The organism is Microbacterium sp. Nx66, assembly GCF_904066215.1.
Lineage (GTDB): Bacteria > Actinomycetota > Actinomycetes > Actinomycetales > Microbacteriaceae > Microbacterium > Microbacterium meiriae.
Genome location: NZ_LR880474.1, coordinates 1,508,039 through 1,522,465 on the forward strand (window position 1 = coordinate 1,508,039; position 14,427 = coordinate 1,522,465).

19 protein-coding genes, 1 tRNA gene and 1 other RNA gene are annotated in these 14,427 nt (G+C 67.8%); 12 read left to right on the forward strand and 9 right to left on the reverse strand.

What is annotated here, in order from left to right; genetic code table 11:
* Positions 1 to 87 precede the first annotated feature (87 nt).
* From MICNX66_RS07050 to dapF, 8 genes are all read left to right on the forward strand, one after another.
* A complete protein-coding gene (locus MICNX66_RS07050) occupies positions 88 to 396 on the forward strand; it encodes a helix-turn-helix domain-containing protein (RefSeq protein ID WP_025103227.1) in 309 nt (102 codons plus the stop codon).
* Positions 397 to 414: 18 nt separating this feature from the next.
* A complete protein-coding gene (locus MICNX66_RS07055; RefSeq protein ID WP_187663891.1) occupies positions 415 to 639 on the forward strand; it encodes a DUF3046 domain-containing protein in 225 nt (74 codons plus the stop codon).
* A 262-nt stretch (positions 640 to 901) separates the two neighbouring features.
* Positions 902 to 1,948, forward strand: a complete 1,047-nt coding sequence (gene recA, locus MICNX66_RS07060; protein WP_187663892.1) for a recombinase RecA — start codon at positions 902 to 904, stop codon at positions 1,946 to 1,948.
* Between the two features lie 281 nt (positions 1,949 to 2,229).
* Positions 2,230 to 2,796: a regulatory protein RecX gene (locus MICNX66_RS07065; protein ID WP_232089223.1), complete on the forward strand. Its 567-nt coding sequence runs from the start codon at positions 2,230 to 2,232 to the stop codon at positions 2,794 to 2,796.
* A gap of 48 nt (positions 2,797 to 2,844) precedes the next feature.
* Positions 2,845 to 4,389 (forward strand): tRNA (N6-isopentenyl adenosine(37)-C2)-methylthiotransferase MiaB, encoded by a 1,545-nt coding sequence (gene miaB / locus MICNX66_RS07070; protein ID WP_187663894.1) that lies wholly within the window; start codon positions 2,845 to 2,847, stop codon positions 4,387 to 4,389.
* Positions 4,386 to 5,297 carry a tRNA (adenosine(37)-N6)-dimethylallyltransferase MiaA gene (gene miaA, locus MICNX66_RS07075; protein WP_187663895.1) on the forward strand — a complete coding sequence of 304 codons (912 nt, stop codon included), beginning with the start codon at positions 4,386 to 4,388 and terminating at the stop codon, positions 5,295 to 5,297. The genes miaB and miaA overlap by 4 nt, the downstream gene beginning before the upstream one ends.
* A 33-nt stretch (positions 5,298 to 5,330) precedes the next feature.
* The gene (locus MICNX66_RS07080; RefSeq protein ID WP_187663896.1) at positions 5,331 to 5,879 is read left to right on the forward strand and encodes a dihydrofolate reductase family protein; all 549 of its coding nucleotides are present in this window, start codon (positions 5,331 to 5,333) and stop codon (positions 5,877 to 5,879) included.
* A 9-nt stretch (positions 5,880 to 5,888) separates the two neighbouring features.
* Positions 5,889 to 6,761: a diaminopimelate epimerase gene (dapF, locus tag MICNX66_RS07085; protein WP_187663897.1), complete on the forward strand. Its 873-nt coding sequence runs from the start codon at positions 5,889 to 5,891 to the stop codon at positions 6,759 to 6,761.
* Positions 6,762 to 6,775: 14 nt separating this feature from the next.
* Here the strand turns inward: dapF and MICNX66_RS07090 are convergent, their stop codons facing one another.
* Positions 6,776 to 7,417 (reverse strand): class I SAM-dependent methyltransferase, encoded by a 642-nt coding sequence (locus MICNX66_RS07090; RefSeq protein ID WP_187663898.1) that lies wholly within the window; start codon positions 7,415 to 7,417, stop codon positions 6,776 to 6,778.
* 66 nt (positions 7,418 to 7,483) lie between these two features.
* On the opposite strand from MICNX66_RS07090, the gene hflX reads away from it, so the two are divergent.
* Positions 7,484 to 8,995, forward strand: coding sequence for a GTPase HflX (hflX, locus tag MICNX66_RS07095; protein ID WP_187663899.1), 1,512 nt, complete (start codon positions 7,484 to 7,486; stop codon positions 8,993 to 8,995).
* A gap of 9 nt (positions 8,996 to 9,004) precedes the next feature.
* Here the strand turns inward: hflX and MICNX66_RS07100 are convergent, their stop codons facing one another.
* Positions 9,005 to 9,670 (reverse strand): SIMPL domain-containing protein, encoded by a 666-nt coding sequence (locus MICNX66_RS07100; protein WP_187663900.1) that lies wholly within the window; start codon positions 9,668 to 9,670, stop codon positions 9,005 to 9,007.
* A gap of 141 nt (positions 9,671 to 9,811) precedes the next feature.
* On the opposite strand from MICNX66_RS07100, the gene ssrA reads away from it, so the two are divergent.
* Positions 9,812 to 10,181, forward strand: a transfer-messenger RNA (tmRNA) gene (ssrA, locus tag MICNX66_RS07105).
* Positions 10,182 to 10,245: 64 nt separating this feature from the next.
* On the opposite strand, the gene MICNX66_RS07110 is transcribed toward ssrA, so the two are convergent.
* Entirely contained in the window at positions 10,246 to 10,590 is a 345-nt protein-coding gene (locus MICNX66_RS07110) for a hypothetical protein (RefSeq protein ID WP_187663901.1), read from the reverse strand.
* Positions 10,591 to 10,852: 262 nt separating this feature from the next.
* Between MICNX66_RS07110 and MICNX66_RS07115 the strand changes: the two genes are divergently transcribed.
* Entirely contained in the window at positions 10,853 to 11,194 is a 342-nt protein-coding gene (locus MICNX66_RS07115; protein ID WP_187663902.1) for a DUF7882 family protein, read from the forward strand.
* A gap of 25 nt (positions 11,195 to 11,219) precedes the next feature.
* Here MICNX66_RS07115 and MICNX66_RS07120 read toward each other — a convergent pair whose 3' ends face one another.
* From MICNX66_RS07120 to MICNX66_RS07130, 3 genes are all read right to left on the reverse strand, one after another.
* Positions 11,220 to 11,396 (reverse strand): hypothetical protein, encoded by a 177-nt coding sequence (locus MICNX66_RS07120; protein WP_187663903.1) that lies wholly within the window; start codon positions 11,394 to 11,396, stop codon positions 11,220 to 11,222.
* Positions 11,397 to 11,488: 92 nt separating this feature from the next.
* Entirely contained in the window at positions 11,489 to 12,037 is a 549-nt protein-coding gene (locus MICNX66_RS07125; protein ID WP_187663904.1) for a hypothetical protein, read from the reverse strand.
* A gap of 15 nt (positions 12,038 to 12,052) precedes the next feature.
* Positions 12,053 to 12,850, reverse strand: a complete 798-nt coding sequence (locus tag MICNX66_RS07130) for an inositol monophosphatase family protein (RefSeq protein WP_187663905.1) — start codon at positions 12,848 to 12,850, stop codon at positions 12,053 to 12,055.
* 155 nt (positions 12,851 to 13,005) lie between these two features.
* Here MICNX66_RS07130 and MICNX66_RS07135 point away from each other — a divergent pair.
* Positions 13,006 to 13,078 (forward strand) — tRNA-Lys (locus tag MICNX66_RS07135).
* Between the two features lie 232 nt (positions 13,079 to 13,310).
* Here MICNX66_RS07135 and MICNX66_RS07140 read toward each other — a convergent pair.
* From MICNX66_RS07140 to MICNX66_RS07150, 3 genes are all read right to left on the reverse strand, one after another.
* The gene (locus MICNX66_RS07140) at positions 13,311 to 13,586 is read right to left on the reverse strand and encodes a hypothetical protein (protein WP_187663906.1); all 276 of its coding nucleotides are present in this window, start codon (positions 13,584 to 13,586) and stop codon (positions 13,311 to 13,313) included.
* Positions 13,587 to 13,615: 29 nt separating this feature from the next.
* Entirely contained in the window at positions 13,616 to 13,867 is a 252-nt protein-coding gene (locus MICNX66_RS07145; RefSeq protein ID WP_187663907.1) for a hypothetical protein, read from the reverse strand.
* Between the two features lie 81 nt (positions 13,868 to 13,948).
* A complete protein-coding gene (locus MICNX66_RS07150; RefSeq protein ID WP_187663908.1) occupies positions 13,949 to 14,290 on the reverse strand; it encodes a DUF7882 family protein in 342 nt (113 codons plus the stop codon).
* Between the last annotated feature and the right edge of the window lie 137 nt (positions 14,291 to 14,427).

Sequence of the window (14,427 nt, forward strand, 5' to 3'; positions counted from 1 at the left end):
AAGGGTAGATTCTGTGCAAGCCAGGAGGACTAGACTGGCCGTCTCTTCGGGGGAGACCCCGATCCATGAACTGCGGAGGAGGTTCCGATGATTCTTGTACGACAGGAGATCGGCGACGTGCTGAGGGACTTCCGTCTGCAGAAGGGGCGGACGCTCCGCCAGGTCGCGAGCAAGGCTTCGGTCGCTCTCGGTTACCTCAGTGAGGTCGAGCGCGGTCAGAAGGAGGCCTCGAGCGAGATCCTCGCCTCGGTGGCGGAGGCGCTCGACGTCCCCATCTCCACGATCATGCGCGAGGTCGGGGACCGCATCTCGGTCCTCGAGGGTATCCAGGTCTTCCCGGACGTCGTTCCGGACGACCTGGTCGCGTCCGTGGAACCCGAGCTCTCGCTCCGCTGAGTCCCGGAGATCCCCTCTATGCGACGCAGTGAGTTCCTGCGCGCCGTCGACGCCGAGTTCCACGCCCGAGCATCGTCTCTGGTGAACGACCTCGTGCTGTCCGGGATGGACGGGCGCACCGCGCTCGAAGCGCTCGACGCCGGGGTGCCGCCGCGGGACATCTGGTTGGCGCTCTGCGCGGACATGGACGTCCCGGAGTCGCGCCGTCACGGCGTCGGGCGCCTGGAGCCGCGAGGGCGATGACGGTCACGTCCCGGTGTGCGGATGTCCGACACGCCGGTCCCGGCGTGGTGTCGAAAATCTGTTCGAAGCGGGCGTAGTCTTCTGCACAAGTGGTCAGACGGATCTGATCCCCACGATCCCCGGCTCCTGCGACCGAATGTCGGAGGCCCGCCGTACCGTGAGGGCCAGGCTGAAAAGCCATACGCCTTGTCGGAGAGTTCCTTCCAGCCGGAAGAGCCGCGACAGCCTACAGGCGGCAGCACACGCGCAGAAGGAGCACACCATGCCATCACCCGCCGACCGCGAGAAGTCCCTCGAGACAGCCCTCGCTCAGATCGACCGCCAGTTCGGAAAGGGCTCGGTCATGCGGCTGGGCAGCGATGAGCGCGCCCCTGTGGCCGTCATCCCCACCGGCTCCATCGCCCTCGACGTCGCTCTCGGCGTGGGAGGTCTGCCGCGTGGACGCATCGTCGAGATCTACGGCCCGGAGTCCTCGGGTAAGACGACGCTGACGCTGCACGCCATCGCGAACGCCCAGCGGGCCGGCGGCATCGCGGCGTTCATCGACGCCGAGCACGCCCTCGACCCCGACTACGCCGCGAAGCTCGGCGTCGACATCGACGCCCTTCTCGTCTCGCAGCCCGACACGGGTGAGCAGGCGCTGGAGATCGCCGACATGCTGGTGCGCTCCGGAGCCATCGACCTCATCGTCATCGACTCGGTGGCAGCGCTCGTGCCCCGTGCCGAGATCGAGGGCGAGATGGGTGACTCGCACGTGGGTCTGCAGGCGCGACTCATGTCGCAGGCCCTTCGTAAGCTCACCGGTGGGCTGAACCAGACCAACACCACCATGATCTTCATCAACCAGCTGCGCGAGAAGATCGGCGTCTTCTTCGGTTCTCCCGAGACCACCGCCGGTGGTAAGGCGCTGAAGTTCTACGCGTCGGTCCGCATGGACATCCGTCGTATCGAGACGCTGAAGGACGGAACCGACGCCGTCGGAAACCGCACCAGGGTCAAGGTCGTGAAGAACAAGATGGCCCCGCCCTTCAAGCAGGCGGAGTTCGACATCCTCTACGGCGTCGGCATCTCCCGCGAGGGCAGTCTGATCGACTTCGGCGTCGAGCACGGCATCGTCAAGAAGTCCGGGTCGTGGTACACCTACGACGGCGATCAGCTGGGCCAGGGCAAGGAGAACGCGCGGACGTTCCTGCTCAACAACGCGGACATCGCGTTGGCGATCGAGAGCCAGATCAAGCAGAAGCTCGGTATCGGCGGCCCGGCCGCGGCTCCGGGTGCTGATGAGCTGGCCGAGCGTCGCCCGGCCTGATGAGTGATCAGCGTGGGGGCGATTCCGAGCGGATCGCCCCCATCATCCCTCTCTTCGGCGGCCCCGCGCGTGCCGAGCGCCCGGCGGATGGCGGTGCGAGCGGCGCGTCGCCCGGTCGGCACGGCCGGTCGGCGCCGTCTACGGACGCTGCGGGACTCTGGCGGTCGACCTGGGACGATCCCGCGACAGCCGGGAAGCGGACTGCTGACGACGACGGTTCTCCCAGCGCACGTCATCCCGCACGCGGGACCGCGGGTGCGAAGAAGACCAGGCTGCGTGCAGTGGGTGACACGTCCCGGTCGGACGGTGGGGGAGAGGCCGGCGAGAGCGCGCCCTCCGCGGAGGAGGTCCGCACCACGGCGGAGGAGTCGTTGGTGCGGAAGCTCCGTACGCGATCGCTGTCCGTCTCCGAAGCGCGGCTGGTGCTGAAGGGCCATGGGCTCGCCGCAGACGCGATCGAAGACGTCATCGACGACTTCATGCGGCGAGGCTATCTCGACGATGCGGTACTCGCCGAGCTCCTCGTCACGGCCGGGGTCGAGCGCAAGGGCCAGGGCCGGGTCGCGCTGTCCCGGGCGCTGGCACAGCGGGGCATTCCTCGTGAGGTCATCGATGCCGCTCTCGACGAGCTCCCGGACGATGACGCGGAGCGGGCGCTGGAGTTCGCACGGACCAAAGCGCGCTCGATGAGCCGCCTCGATCCCGACGCGGCACTACGGCGATTGGTCGGGCAGCTGTCGCGCCGCGGGTACGCCGGTTCCGTCGCCATGAACGCCGCGAAGACGGCGCTGCGGGAGGCGTCTTTCGGTAGCGGCGTCTCCGGCGTCCGGTTCGTGGATTCCGACTGACAGCCGCACGCGGTCGCCTCTCGGTGACGCTCGTACAATGGGAACATCATGACTATCCCCCGCAGCGAACCGACGATCATCAGCGCGTCGTCAGCGGCCGTCGACGATGACGGGCGCCAGCGATCGTACGAAGTGCGCACGTTCGGTTGTCAGATGAACGTGCACGACTCCGAGCGCCTGTCAGGGTCTCTGGAGAGTGCCGGCTACATCCGTGCCGACGCCGGGACCGAGGCCGATGTGGTGATCATCAACACCTGCGCCGTGCGGGACAACGCTGCCGGCAAACTCTACGGAACGCTCGGCCATCTAGCTGCCGTGAAGCGGCGCAAGGCCGGTATGCAGATCGCGGTCGGCGGCTGCCTCGCGCAGATGGACAAGCAGGCCGTGCTCGACAAGGCGCCCTGGGTCGACGTGGTCTTCGGTACCCACAACATGGGCTCCTTGCCCGGTCTGCTCGAGCGCGCCCGTCACAACGGCGACGCGGAGCTCGAGATCCTCGAATCCCTCGAGGTGTTCCCCTCGACGCTCCCCACCAAGCGCGACTCCGCGCACAGCGGCTGGGTGTCGATCTCCGTCGGCTGCAACAACACCTGCACGTTCTGCATCGTCCCCAGTCTCCGCGGCAAGGAGAAGGACCGTCGACCGGGCGACATCCTCAACGAGATCCGTCTTCTCGTCGAGGACGGCGCCATCGAGGTCACACTCCTCGGGCAGAACGTCAACTCCTACGGGGTGGAGTTCGGGGACCGTCAGGCGTTCGGCAAGCTTCTCCGTGCGGCCGGTGAGATCGAGGGCCTCGAGCGCATCCGCTTCACGAGCCCGCACCCCGCTGCCTTCACCGACGACGTGATCGACGCGATGGCGGAGACCCCCGCGGTCATGCCGCAGCTCCACATGCCGCTGCAGTCCGGAAGCGATCGGATCCTCAAGGCGATGCGGCGCTCGTACCGCAGCGAGCGCTTCCTCGGCATCCTGGACCGCGTTCGGGAACGCATCCCGCACGCGGCCATCACGACCGACATCATCGTGGGCTTCCCCGGCGAGACCGAGGAGGACTTCGAGGACACGATGCGCGTCGTCGAGCAGTCCCGATTCTCCGGAGCCTTCACCTTCCAGTACTCGATCCGCGAAGGGACCCCCGCGGCCACCATGCCGGATCAGGTGCCCAAGGAGGTCGTGCAGGCCCGCTACGACCGGCTGATCGCGCTCCAGGAGCGCATCTCGTTGGAGGAGAACCGGAAGCAGGTCGGCCGGGAGGTCGAGGTGCTCGTCTCCACGGGTGAAGGCAAGAAGGACACGGAGACCCGTCGACTGACCGGACGAGCTCAGGACAACCGGCTCGTGCACTTCGAGGTGACCCCGGGTTCGGAGCTGCCGCGTCCGGGTGACGTCGTCACCGTGAGGGTGACCCACGCCGCACCGTTCCACCTCCTCGCCGACGATCCGACCGGCGCGCCGCTGCGCATCCGCCGTACGCGCGGTGGAGATGCCTGGGATCGGGGACAGGCGGAGTCGTGCGCCGTGCCGGCTCCGAGCGACGGGGCATCGCGCGCCGTCTCCCTCGGCCTGCCGACCCTCCGCGTCGGAGTGTGACCACACCTCGGCTCTGGGCCGTCGTCGGCGCGACAGGTACCGGGAAGAGCGATCTGGCGCTCGATCTCGCGGAGGAGCTCCGGCGTCGCGGCAACCCGGCGGAGATCGTCAACGCGGATGCGATGCAGCTCTACCGCGGCATGGACATCGGAACGGCCAAGCTGCCCGTCTCCGAACGACGCGGCATTCCGCACCATCTCTTCGACGTGCGAGAGGTGACGCAGGATGCCGCTGTGGCCTGGTATCAGCCGCTCGCACGCGAGGCCGTGCAGAGGATTCACGCGGGGGGCGGCGACGCCATCCTCGTCGGCGGATCCGGACTCTACGTGTCCGGTGTCGTCTACGAGTTCCACTTCCCGCCTCGAGACCCCGTGATCCGCGAACGTCTCGAGCAGGAGCTGGATCGGGACGGCGTCGAGTCTCTCCTGCAGCGGCTGCGTGTGCGCGATCCGGAAGCCGCAGCCAGGGTGGACCCGCGCAACGGCAGACGAGTGATCCGTGCTCTCGAAGTCGTCGAACAGGGGAGCGCGACGCACGGCGCGACACTGCCCGTGAAGCCGACGCTCTGGCATCCGCGCACCCGGCTGATCGGTCTGCACGTGGATCGCTCCGATCTCGTCGCCCGGCTGGATGCTCGTGTCCGGCGGATGTGGGAGCACGGCCTCGTGGCCGAGGTCGCGCGGCTGCGCGACGAGGGTCTGGAGCGCGGGACGACGGCTCCCCGGGCCATCGGGTACGCGCAGGCGCTCGCACAGCTGGAGGGACGCTCCACCGCCGAGGAGGCGATCGCGGAGACGCAGGCACTCACCCGGCGCTACGCGCGTCGTCAGGTGTCGTGGTTCAAGCGCTATCCGGAGCTCGAATGGATGGCGCCGCCGGTGGCCGTCGCCGACCTGCTGGCGCCCTGACCTGATGTCGGTGGCCCGTGCGACGATGCGCGCATGGCCACTCATTACTTCACCGCGTCCAGCCTTGACGGGTACATCGCCACGACGGAGCATTCGTTGGATTGGCTTCTGACGCAGGACATCGACATGGAAGGTCCCATGGCCTATCCGGCGTTCGAGAAGAGTATCGGGGCGCTCGTGATGGGGTCATCGACGTACGAATGGGTCATGCGCCACGAGGAGGGCCGGTGGGCGTATGAGCAGCCCACGTGGGTGCTCTCGCATCGTGAGCTCGCCGTGCCGACCGGGGCGGACGTCCGTGTGACGAGCGCGGCGATCCCCGACGTCCATGCCGCGATGCACGAGGCGGCGGAAGGAAAGGACCTCTGGGTCGTCGGCGGGGGAGACGTGGCAGCACAGTTCGCAGACGCGGGCCTCCTGGACGAGGTCTGGGTCCAATACGCCCCGGTGACCCTCGGGGGCGGTGCCCCACTGTTGCCCCGGCGTCTCGACCTGGATCTGATCGAGGTGGCCCGCAACCGCAGCTTCCTCTGCGGGCGTTACCGCGTCGCGGGGCGGAGCGCCGGCTCGACGGCTCCCTAGACTGGTCCCATGGTCGCATTCACCAAGGGGCACGGTACCGGCAACGACTTCATCATCATCGCCGATCCCGACGGCCAGCTGGAGCTGACCGCGGAGCAGGTCGCGGTGCTCTGCGATCGCCATTTCGGCATCGGGGCCGACGGCGTTCTCCGAGTCGTGCGTTCGTCCGCGATCGCGGAGGGGGCAGCGGCCCTGGCGGAGGAGCCGGATGCCGAGTGGTTCATGGACTACCGCAACGCGGACGGCTCGGTCGCCGAGATGTGCGGCAACGGGATCCGAGTCTTCGCACACTACCTCGTGCGCTCCGGTCTCGCCGACATCGAGGCCGGCAGTACTCTCCCCATCGGCACCAGGGCTGGCGTCCGTGACGTCACGCGCGGCGTGAGCGGTTACCAGGTCGACCTGGGCGCGTGGCGCCTGTCGGGCGTCGACCCGCTGGTGCGCGCGGACGGGCTGACCGTGACCCGGCCCGGACTGGGCATCGACGTCGGGAACCCGCACGTCGTGGTGGCGCTCGCCTCCGACGCCGAGCTCGGCCTGCTGGAACTCACGCGCGCGCCCGAGTTGGAACCGGCTCCGCCCGCCGGGGCGAACGTCGAGTTCGTGGTGCCCGGCGAGCCCCTCGTGCGCGACGGCGTCGGCCACGTGCGGATGCGTGTGTTCGAACGCGGCGTCGGCGAGACCCTGAGCTGCGGCACGGGCGTGGCCGCCACCGCACTCGCCGTGCGCTACTGGGCCGGTGCCCAGGCGCCTGACAACTGGAAGGTCGAGGTTCCGGGTGGCACGCTCGGAGTCCGGATGTTCCCCGCCGAGGACGGGGAGCACGTCGCGCTGTCCGGACCTGCTCAGCTCGTCTACCAGGGCGAAGTCGATCTGGTCTGAGGGGTGAGGGGGGCTCAGACGACGTCGATCGGTTCCGTCGGCGGCGTCCCGTGCTTCCTCACCTTGAGGATGCGGTAGCCCTTGCCCGTCGCCGTGCGGAAGACGCTGAAACCGGGGTGGAAGGTCGCAGCGATCCAGCGCTGCAGAGAGTCGGCGCCGAGATTGCGCTGGACGACGAGCCACGCGTCGCTGCGTTCGTCGAGCCGCGGGATCCACTTCTCCAGCAGCCCGTGCAGTTCGTTCTTCCCGACGCGGATCGGCGGATTGGACCGGATCGTGCGGAAGGTCACGTCGTCGGGAACATCTTCGGGCAGGGAGGTGTTGATATTGGTGAGGCCAAGGGCAGCCGCGTTGCGACGTACGAGATCCAAGGCCCGCTCGTTCACGTCCACCGCCCAGACGGTCGCGTGCGGCGAGGCCAGTGCCATCGACAGGGAGATCGGCCCCCAACCGCTCCCGAGGTCGAGAAGATGACCTCCGGGAGGAACGGGAGGCATGTTGGCGAGGAGCACTGCGGTGCCGGCGTCGAGTCGATCCGGGCTGAAGACACCACCCGCGGTGGTCACTTCGAGCTCACGGCCTGCAAGGGATACGCGGATCTTGCGCAGGTTCTCGGGGCTAGCCGGGGCCGCAGTGAAATAGTGGTCGGACCCCATACGGTGAGCGTACCGGACAGCGCGGGCTAAGGTTAAGGCTCGCGAGGAAACCAGAGACAGGAACGGATGACGGAGACGAAGACACCCTCCACCGACGACCAGACGGTCGACCGCGTGCTGGCGAACGCAGAGAAGCGCTCCGAGGTGCGCACGTTCGGCGCCGCGCAGGCACTCCAGGACGAAGCGACGGCCGCGCATTCGACGGCCGACGGCGAACAGTGGGACCTCGAAGATCGGCACGCGCTGCGGCGCGTGGGTGGTCTGTCCACCGAACTCGAGGACGTCACCGAGGTCGAGTACCGCCAGCTCCGGCTGGAGAACGTCGTGCTCGTCGGGGTGTACCCGCAGGGTGCCCAGGAGGACGCGGAGAATTCGCTGCGCGAACTCGCGGCGCTCGCGGAGACAGCGGGCGCGGTCGTGCTCGACGGCGTGCTGCAGCGCCGCCCGCACCCGGATGCCGCCACCTACCTCGGGCGAGGCAAGGCCCAGGAGCTGAAGGACATCGTCGCGGCGGTCGGCGCCGACACGGTCATCGCCGACACCGAGCTGGCGCCCAGCCAGCGACGAGCGCTCGAGGACGTCGTGAAGGTCAAGGTGATCGACCGGACCACTGTGATCCTCGACATCTTCAGCCAGCATGCCAAAAGCCGGGAGGGCAAGGCCCAGGTCGAGCTCGCACAGCTCGAGTACCTGCTGCCGCGCCTGCGTGGTTGGGGTGAATCGATGAGCCGTCAGGCCGGTGGACAGGTCGGCGCCGGCGGCGCCGGTATGGGTTCGCGCGGTCCTGGTGAGACGAAGATCGAGCTCGACCGTCGACGCATCCGGACGAAGATGGCGCTGCTGCGCAAGCAGATCCGCGACTTCGCCCCGGCACGTGAGGCGAAGCGCGCCGAGCGCAAGCGGAACACGATCCCGTCTGTCGCCATCGCCGGATACACGAACGCCGGAAAGTCCAGTCTGCTCAATGCGCTGACGAGCGCGGGCGTCCTCGTGGAGAACGCGCTGTTCGCCACCCTCGACGCGACCGTGCGGCGCTCGGAGACCGAGGACGGCCGCGTGTACACGCTGACCGACACCGTCGGCTTCGTGCGCAACCTGCCGCACCAGCTCGTCGAAGCCTTCCGTTCGACGCTGGAGGAGGTCGGGGACGCAGACGTCGTCCTCCACGTGGTCGACGGCTCGCACCCCGATCCGGCCGGACAGCTGCAGACCGTGCGTGACGTGATGGGCGACGTCGGTGTGCGTGACATGCCGGAGCTCGTCGTCTTCAACAAGGCCGATCTGATCCCCGAAGACGAGCGGCTGGTTCTCCGCGGCCTGGAGCCGCGGGCGCACTTCGTGTCGTCGCGGTCGGGTGAGGGCATCGCCGAACTCCGTGCAGCGATCGAGGAGGCCCTGCCGAAGCCCGCGGTCGAGCTCCACGCCGTGATCCCTTACGACCGTGGAGACCTTGTCGCCGCGATCCACGAGACCGGGATGCTGCTGTCGGTCGAGCACGAGGAGGCGGGTACCGCCGTCCACGCGCACGTGTCGGAGCGCCTCGCCGCCGACCTCGCCCCCTTCGTCGTCGCCGACTGAGGGCGCGGGTCAGCGAGCGAGGAACCGCGCCTCGACGGTTGCCGTGAGCACGATATCCTGCGGCTCGTACTCCATGGCGGGGGCGGCATCGGCCGCGAAGGCGACGGCGCCGCGTGCCTTCCCGAGCGGAGCGCCCGGCGCCGGCGTCGTGGAGGAGAGCAGGCCGGTGTCAGCGATCTCCACGGGAGTCACCTGGGCGAGACCGAGAGCAGCGGCGTAGGCCTCGGCCCTCGTCACGGCCACGCCGACGGCCTGTGCGGCGACCTCTCGTTCCACGCGGACGCGGGTCTCCGGGGTGAGATGCCAGTCGACCCAACCGATCTCGACACCGTCCCACGCGGAGATGTCGGAGATCCAGAGGGAAAGCTCCGAGGCCTCCGCGAAGGTCGCGGTCACGTCGATGCTCGCGTAGTACACCGGGGCGAGACGCTTCCCCTCGGCGTTCCACGGGCGCTCGGCACGCACCGAGAGTCGCGTGCTGCTCCAGTCGAGGGCGGTGCCGGCATCCACACGTCCCACGATGCTGCTGCGGACGGGTTCGGTCAGACGCAGAACGTGGTCGACGACGGTCGCGCGCTCCGGACCCTCTGCGCGCACCGTGACGCGGATGGTCGCCCGTTCCGGCGACAGACGCGCCTCGTGTTCGCCGCGGACGGTGACTGTCACATCGCTCATGGGCCGACTCTACGCGACGGGTATCGGCGGCGGGGAATGGCGGCCGAGGCGCGAACGTTGTAGTCTGAGATGCTCGGGTGCTCGTCGCCCGGGAGTGACAATTCCACAGTGTGACAGCGGCTCCTTCGAGAGAAGGACCACGGGGCTGATCGGTTTCGACAGCGCCTGTGAATCCACGAGAAGCGGGCCGAGGATGCAGAGTTATCTCGTAAACGCTCTCTGCAAAACAATAGTTGCCGAAACCAAGCGCAACGACTTCGCCCTCGCTGCCTAAGCGAGCCCGATAGTCCGTCAGACCGTATGTGATTCCGATACGGATCCTGGCGTCATCTAGGAATCTTGCTGCGTGACGGCGTCTGGACGTCACGTGGGACTCTTCCCAGGCTGGGCTCGTCGACTTAGGTGTCTGTGACAAAGGTCGGAGCCGAGCAGAACGCTTCCACAGACTGCGCCCGGAGAAGGCGTGGAGACTCAGCGTTGGACGGGGGTTCGATTCCCCCCAGCTCCACCAGGTCGCTGTCACCAGAAAGGAGCCCCGGTGGCTCGGACTCTCGTCCGGGACACCGGGGCTTCTCCTATGAGGCCACCCAGCGGACGCCGTCGGCGTCCGGAGGGAAGCGGTGCGCGGCGTCCGTCTCCAGCTCCTCCATGAGGGGGACGATGACGCTCCACAGCGCCCAGTGCTCTGATGTCCCCTCTCCGCCCTGGACACGACCCTCCCACCGCGCGGCATTCGGAAGCGCCACGCGCATGCCGAATCGCGAGCCGGCGGGGTCGGCCACCTGAGCAGTCAACGATCCGGCATCGACCGTCACCTCCGTCAGCTGGAATCCCGAGGGCATGAGGATCGTTCCCCGCGCCCTGGCCCACGCCTCGCGGACTGCTGCCACCAGCGGCTCCGCAACGACATCGATCGTCATGAGAAGTCCTTCCGATCATGAGCGCCGGGCGATGATCGGCGTGACCGGCCATCGACGCTCGCACCTCTCGCATCTCGCACGAGTCCCCTGATCCGGCCAGAGTATCGACGTATGCCAGGAGCCGTCTGTCCCCTCTTCGGGGGACGTCACTCAGCGGTGGGCGCTCATACAGACATGCTCGCGCTCAGATCCCGGCGGCCATGAACTCCAGAGGACCTGACTGCCTCTGGTGACGGATGGAACGCGGGCCTACGATTCGCACATGGGGTTCATCATGTACGACGGCACGAGCCAGCTCCACATCGAAGACCGAGCGCTCGCGCACCTCAAGGTCGTGATCGCGACGAAGCTCCGACGCAACGAGAGCTTCACGGTGTCCTGGACCCACCCCGAGGGAGAGGCCTACGGTCGCTCTACGATCTGGCTGCATCCGGCGATCCCGCTGCGCTTCACGTTCGAAGGTCGGGAGCCGCCGAAACTGAATCCGCAGTGGATCGAGGATCTGATGCAGTCGGCCAACTCGACTGGGGGGATCCACCTCGTCGACGAGATCGTCCAGGGGTCGACGCCCGGACGAGACGACAGGAGCCCCGCCTCGTCATGAGGCGGGGCTCCTGTGTTCGACAGGCTCAGTGCGAGCGGTCCGGATCCTCCGCGAGGACGTCGTCCCCGTCATCGTCGGACCCATCCGTGGGCGGAACCGTTCGCGGCTCGCCCTTGTTGTCCTCGGCGCCGAGGTTGTCGTTCTCCTCCGGGCCGGGGGAGGGCTCGGTGCTGATGTCGTTGCGGTCGCTGTCGTTAGCCATGCGCGTTCCTTTCCTCGACGAATACCTCCAGCATGCTCTCTCCGCGGAGAGGAGCCCAGACGCTTGACAACGTCGTCGGGATGATGCGCTGCTCAGTCCCGGCCTTCGACCAGAAGCAGCCCCTGTTTGGTGTCGGCGACCTTCACCCAGCCGTCGCCGAAGAGGTACGTCATGCCGTAGCCGTCCTCGTCGGTGCTCATCGCGTACTGAGGATCCTCCGTGACGTAGACGCCCTGGGCGCTCTCCTCGCTCCGCCAGCCCTCGTCCTCGAGGCCCTCCCGCGCCCGTTCGGCGTCGGCGGGGGAGAGCGCAGACCAGCCGTACATCTGACCGTGATCGGACGGGACGGTGAAGTCCGCCCAGAAGCACAGGAGTCCCTCCGAGAGCTCGACGCCGCCGACGCGGAATTCCCGCGGCTCGGCGGTCCACCCGGCTTCGGTGAGGGCGGCGACCGTGCCCTCCGAGATCATCGACTCGCACGTCAGCTCATCCGTGGCCGCCGGCGTCGCCGCGGCGTCACCCGCGGCGGATGTGGGCTCCGGCGAGGGCGACGGGTCGGGTGTGCCGCCGTCAGTACACGCCGTGAGGAGCGCCCCGATCAGTACGAGGCCGGTCAGAGCCGCGAGTCGTCGGGAGTTCATGGTGCCTCGGAGGTATCAGTCGTGTAGAAGACGGAGGAAGTCGTCGTGAAGGATGCCGTTGGTGGCGAGCGTCGAGCGCGCCGAGATCGTCTCGGAACCGTCGAAAGCCGTCATGCGCCCACCCGCCTCGTTGACGATGGCCACGGCGGCGGCGATGTCGTATTCCTTCACATCGAACTCGGCGACGGCTTCCAATCGTCCCTCCGCCAGGAGCATGTACGCATAGACATCGCCGTACGCCCGATCGCGCCAGACGTGCTCGCTCAGACGCAGCAGGGCGTCCAGCTGCCCGGCGTCGCGCCACTGGGCGATGCTCTGGAAACTCACGCTGGCCTCATCCAGCGCCGAGACGGAGGAGGTGGCGAGGCGTCGCTCCGTGCGGTCATCGACGGTCCAGGCGCCGTGTCCCGTCGCCGCCCACCACCGTCGACCGAGCGCCGGCATGCTGACCACGCCGACCCGTGGCACACCGTCGATCGCGAGAGCGATCATCGTGCCCCACAGCGGGACGCCCCGGAGGAAGTTCGCCGTGCCGTCGATCGGATCGATGATCCACTGCCGCGCGGTGCTGCCCTGGGCGCCGAACTCCTCGCCGAAGATGCCGTCGTCGGGACGTTCCTCCTCGAGGAGTCGGCGGATCGCGCGCTCCGTGGCGAGGTCGGCGTCGGTCACGTGGGAGTGATCCGCCTTCGTGGAGATCACCAGATCGGCAGCGTCGAACCGGGGGAGCGACTGCGCGTCCGCGGCGTCGGCGAGGCGAAGGGCGAGCTGGAGATCGGCGCGCAGGTCAGCGGCGTCGGAAGTGGCGGTCACGCTCTCAGAATAGTCGCCGTCATCGACGCAGCCGCAGAGACCATCGGCCAGGATCGGCGGGCGAAACGCCCGAGCCACGCCCGGGTCGCCGTGGATTTCGTCTCGGCGCCAACCGCTGGTAATGTAATTCCTCGGTCGGGGTTATCCCGAGCCACGCACCTCTAGCTCAATCGGCAGAGCAACTGACTCTTAATCAGTGGGTTCAGGGTTCAAGTCCCTGGGGGTGCACGGAACAAGCCTCAGAGATCTCGCCATCTCCGAGGCTTTTTCTTTTGTCTGTACGAACGAGACGCTCGCTGCATCCACGGTCGCGTCCATGCCGGCCGCCAGGGTGCTCTTAGCGGGATCGAAACCGCACCTCTGCAGGCTAGGGCAGGAGCCTTTTCGAGCCCGCACGGTGCGTGCGGGTCGACCTGCGCGAGAGGGTGGGAAACGTGCGCTCGGGTGGGCGGGTCGCGCGTCAGGCGCGACGGACCGACAGCAACTGCCAGCCCTCGGGCACTTTGGCCTCGATGCCTGCCATGTCGTCGGCCTCGATCTGCTCGACGCCGTCGATGCGATGGAACGTTCCCGTCGCCTCCATCTTCGCCTCGCCCTTGAGCATGCGCACCGGGGCGGACGTGAGCGCGTAGCCCGGCTCGCGATGAGCATCGAGCTGCGTGTGGACGTCTTCGAGGGATGTCCCGGTGACGTCGATGGTCATGGATCCTCGGGGGCGGATGAGAGCGACGAGCATCGGTCCAGTCTACGAGCGGGCCGTGCTCCTCAGAGATCCCAGTCGAGCGTCGAACGGGCGTCGATGGGGGCATCCTGCCCCGTGTCCTCGCGGATGAGGTAGACGACCACCCGGGATTGGGCGGTGATGAGCACGCTCGTCAGCGCATCGCCCGTCGCCAAGTCGACGAAGGTCGGTTGCGAGCGGGCGGCCGCTTCGATCCGAGACATGAGGTCCGCGACGTCCGTGCTGCGAGGCAGGAGGAAGTCGTGCCCATCGATCTCGATGTGCGTCGTCGTCATTCCCGTATGGTTCCCCATGGCTCCACGGTACGAAGGGACAGGACCGATACGAAGGGGGGTTGAACCCGCTCCGTCGGCGTGTTAGGAGCGCGTGAGAGCGCTCTCGCGCTCATCCGGCTGCTGCTGCTCCGCGGGCTCGGGGACGAGATACAGCCCGCTCGGGGCGTTCGCCGTGAATGCGAGAGCCTCGATCCAGGCGCGGTTCACGCTGGGCTGACGGCTGCCGTGGTACTTGTACACGAGCGAGCTGCCGGCATGGATCCAGACCGTCGTCCGGCCGCCGCCCATGCTGACGTCGTCCTTCCACGTGAAGCCGAAGGGCTCGCCACGGCGGAGCTTCGCGGTCATGACCAGCTGGATGTGAGTGAGAGCGCGGTCTTCGATATCGACCTTGACGCTGTTCTCGTAGATGAACTTGCCCATTGCAAGATTCCCTTCTCGCCACGGGAACCTGTGCCAAGAGGCGCGGACGCGATGACCGCTGGTGTGGGGTGTGCTCAGCGTTTCACACTTCTGCCCGTTCTCCTACCCGACCGGGGTGTCGTGCGTCGTCGCGTGTC

Bases quoted from the DNA above. Each gene is read 5' to 3' on its own strand.
- MICNX66_RS07050 (WP_025103227.1), top strand. From the start codon at position 88: ATGATTCTTGTACGACAGGAGATCGGCGACGTGCTGAGGGACTTCCGT.
- MICNX66_RS07055 (WP_187663891.1), top strand. From the start codon at position 415: ATGCGACGCAGTGAGTTCCTGCGCGCCGTCGACGCCGAGTTCCACGCC.
- recA (WP_187663892.1), top strand. From the start codon at position 902: ATGCCATCACCCGCCGACCGCGAGAAGTCCCTCGAGACAGCCCTCGCT.
- miaB (WP_187663894.1), top strand. From the start codon at position 2,845: ATGACTATCCCCCGCAGCGAACCGACGATCATCAGCGCGTCGTCAGCG.
- MICNX66_RS07080 (WP_187663896.1), top strand. From the start codon at position 5,331: ATGGCCACTCATTACTTCACCGCGTCCAGCCTTGACGGGTACATCGCC.
- dapF (WP_187663897.1), top strand. From the start codon at position 5,889: ATGGTCGCATTCACCAAGGGGCACGGTACCGGCAACGACTTCATCATC.
- MICNX66_RS07090 (WP_187663898.1), bottom strand. From the start codon at position 7,417: ATGGGGTCCGACCACTATTTCACTGCGGCCCCGGCTAGCCCCGAGAAC.
- hflX (WP_187663899.1), top strand. From the start codon at position 7,484: ATGACGGAGACGAAGACACCCTCCACCGACGACCAGACGGTCGACCGC.
- MICNX66_RS07100 (WP_187663900.1), bottom strand. From the start codon at position 9,670: ATGAGCGATGTGACAGTCACCGTCCGCGGCGAACACGAGGCGCGTCTG.
- MICNX66_RS07110 (WP_187663901.1), bottom strand. From the start codon at position 10,590: ATGACGATCGATGTCGTTGCGGAGCCGCTGGTGGCAGCAGTCCGCGAG.
- MICNX66_RS07115 (WP_187663902.1), top strand. From the start codon at position 10,853: ATGGGGTTCATCATGTACGACGGCACGAGCCAGCTCCACATCGAAGAC.
- MICNX66_RS07120 (WP_187663903.1), bottom strand. From the start codon at position 11,396: ATGGCTAACGACAGCGACCGCAACGACATCAGCACCGAGCCCTCCCCC.
- MICNX66_RS07125 (WP_187663904.1), bottom strand. From the start codon at position 12,037: ATGAACTCCCGACGACTCGCGGCTCTGACCGGCCTCGTACTGATCGGG.
- MICNX66_RS07140 (WP_187663906.1), bottom strand. From the start codon at position 13,586: ATGCTCGTCGCTCTCATCCGCCCCCGAGGATCCATGACCATCGACGTC.
- MICNX66_RS07145 (WP_187663907.1), bottom strand. From the start codon at position 13,867: ATGACGACGACGCACATCGAGATCGATGGGCACGACTTCCTCCTGCCT.
- MICNX66_RS07150 (WP_187663908.1), bottom strand. From the start codon at position 14,290: ATGGGCAAGTTCATCTACGAGAACAGCGTCAAGGTCGATATCGAAGAC.